We start from the raw sequence: 1,861 nt of genomic DNA on the forward strand, positions 1-1,861 counted from the left end.
GGGTGGGGCCGTCATCTGCGGATCGACTCTGCGGCGCTTGGTTCTCCGGTGACGTGCCCTGCGGCGGTTCGTTGTGCGTGGATCGGTCCTGTGCGGCTTCGTCACCCGTTGAAGCGCTCGGCGGGGCGTCCTCCGCTGAAGCGCTCGGCGGAGCGTCCTGCGCTGACGCGCCATGTGGGGCTTTGTCCTCAGCTGAGATGCCTTGCTTCGAAGGTCCCCGGGAAGCGGCGGCTTCGCGGGCGTCGCCGCCGTCGCTCTTGGCCCGCAGGCAGCGCCGGATGGACTCCGGATCCATACCGTCGTTGCAGGCGCGGTGCAGTAGCAGGGCGAACATGTACTCCGGGTCGGCGCGCAGCGCCATGTCCAGGCCCTCTTGACCTTCTACGAGGTCGCCGAGGGACCAGGCCACCCAGCCCGCCAGGGACAGGGGTGCCGCCGCGTGCTCCGCGTATGCGCCGACGCAGCGTCGTGACAGTGCCCTCCAGAGCCGCAGGGCAGCAGGGGCCACGTCGCCCTCCATCCAGGCGGCGGCGCGATCACGCGTCGTCCGCACCTGGAGGCCGATGATGAGCGCGGCCGCCTCGTCGTGTGCGATGAGCATGTCGTCCCTGCTGTCCGCCGCCAACGTGCCGGACGCGCCTGGGGCGTCGGCCAGCCGGGCCATGATGCGGCGCGCCAGGTCGAGCGTCTCCCAGGCGGTGCCTTCGTCCTCCTCGATCATCATCCGGGGAATGAGCGAGAGGCTCGCGGCGTCGAGTGCGCGCTCCTGCTCCGCCACACCGTCGGCCGCCCATGGCGTAAGTCGGCTCCTGATATCGCTCTGGGTGGCATCCACTCGGACTCCCATGTACGTCGATGCGGCGGCCAGGACCGAGGTGCCGGGCCTGAGCAGGGGGATGCCTTCCGGCGGGCAGCAGCGGGTGTCCGGGCAGCAGTAGGTCCAGAAACGGTGGTCGGAGATGCACACGACCTCGAAGACCGGCACGTCCAGGGCACCACAAGCCGTACGCAGCACTTGCGCGAGCGGTCGCAGGCGCTCCATGACGCGCTGTCCGGAACCGCCGGGGCCTGGCTCGCGGCAGAGGAAGGCGACGATGCCGTCAGGGCGGTCTCCCCGCCGCTCGCAACCGCCCACCAGCACTTGGGCCAGCTGCTCGGCGACGCACGTCCAGTCCTCCGCGCGCTCGGGGATGCCGAGCCGGACGCGGCCGCCGAAGCGCCCGCGCTCGCCGTGCAGGGCGATGAGGACGATGCTGTCCTCGGGCTTGAAGCCGAGCAGATACGGCAAGGCGTCCGCCAGTTCGGCCGGGGTTCGCAGGGTGACCATCGGCTCGTTGAGCTGGTCGCCGGTGTGTGTCGGAGCGCCCAGGGTGACAGGGTCGCCCATGCGCATCGCCTTCTCGGGTGGGCGCGGGGCGACCACACGCGCCGTCTTATCGGGGGTGATCGGCTTGCCCAAGCGCGACGTCTTCTCGGGCACGATCGGCTTGCCCAAGCGCGACGTCTTCTCGGGCACGATCGGCTCGCTCGGGGGCGTCGCCTTCTCGGGTGTGATCGACTCGCCAAACCGCGTTGGCTCGTTGGGCTCGATCGGGCCGACTGCTTCGCTGTGATTCGTCATGCCCCGACTCTGCCGCGGATGTTGAGACTCCGGTTACCCCTGTGGATAACCCTGAGCAGGGGCACGCCAAGGGTTATCCACAGCCTCACCCGGATGTCAGACCCTTCGTGTTGCATAGGGGCATGACGGGCGACACCACCGCCGTCGCCACCCACCACCGCACCCCGCTCCGGGCATCCGCACACATCACAGCCAACGCCCACACCCAACGCCCAACGCCCACGCCCCGCGCCGTACACG

Annotated in this window: 2 protein-coding genes; one reads left to right on the top strand and one right to left on the bottom strand. The window is 70.0% G+C overall.

What is annotated here, in order from left to right; genetic code table 11:
- Positions 1-1,387, bottom strand: a 1,387-nt coding sequence (locus tag AB8Z36_RS38050; RefSeq protein ID WP_440582115.1) for a DUF4192 domain-containing protein, incomplete at its 3' end; no start/stop codon positions are given.
- Here AB8Z36_RS38050 and AB8Z36_RS38055 point away from each other — a divergent pair.
- Positions 1,386-1,613, top strand: a complete 228-nt coding sequence (locus tag AB8Z36_RS38055) for a hypothetical protein (RefSeq protein ID WP_369217939.1) — start codon at positions 1,386-1,388, stop codon at positions 1,611-1,613. The two genes, AB8Z36_RS38050 and AB8Z36_RS38055, sit on opposite strands and share 2 nt — an antisense overlap.
- Positions 1,614-1,861 lie beyond the last annotated feature (248 nt).

It is taken from the genome of Streptomyces flavofungini (genome assembly GCF_041028215.1).
In the GTDB taxonomy this organism is placed as follows: Bacteria; Actinomycetota; Actinomycetes; order Streptomycetales; family Streptomycetaceae; genus Streptomyces; species Streptomyces flavofungini_B.

Bases quoted from the DNA above. Each gene is read 5' to 3' on its own strand.
- AB8Z36_RS38055 (WP_369217939.1), top strand. From the start codon at position 1,386: ATGCGCATCGCCTTCTCGGGTGGGCGCGGGGCGACCACACGCGCCGTC.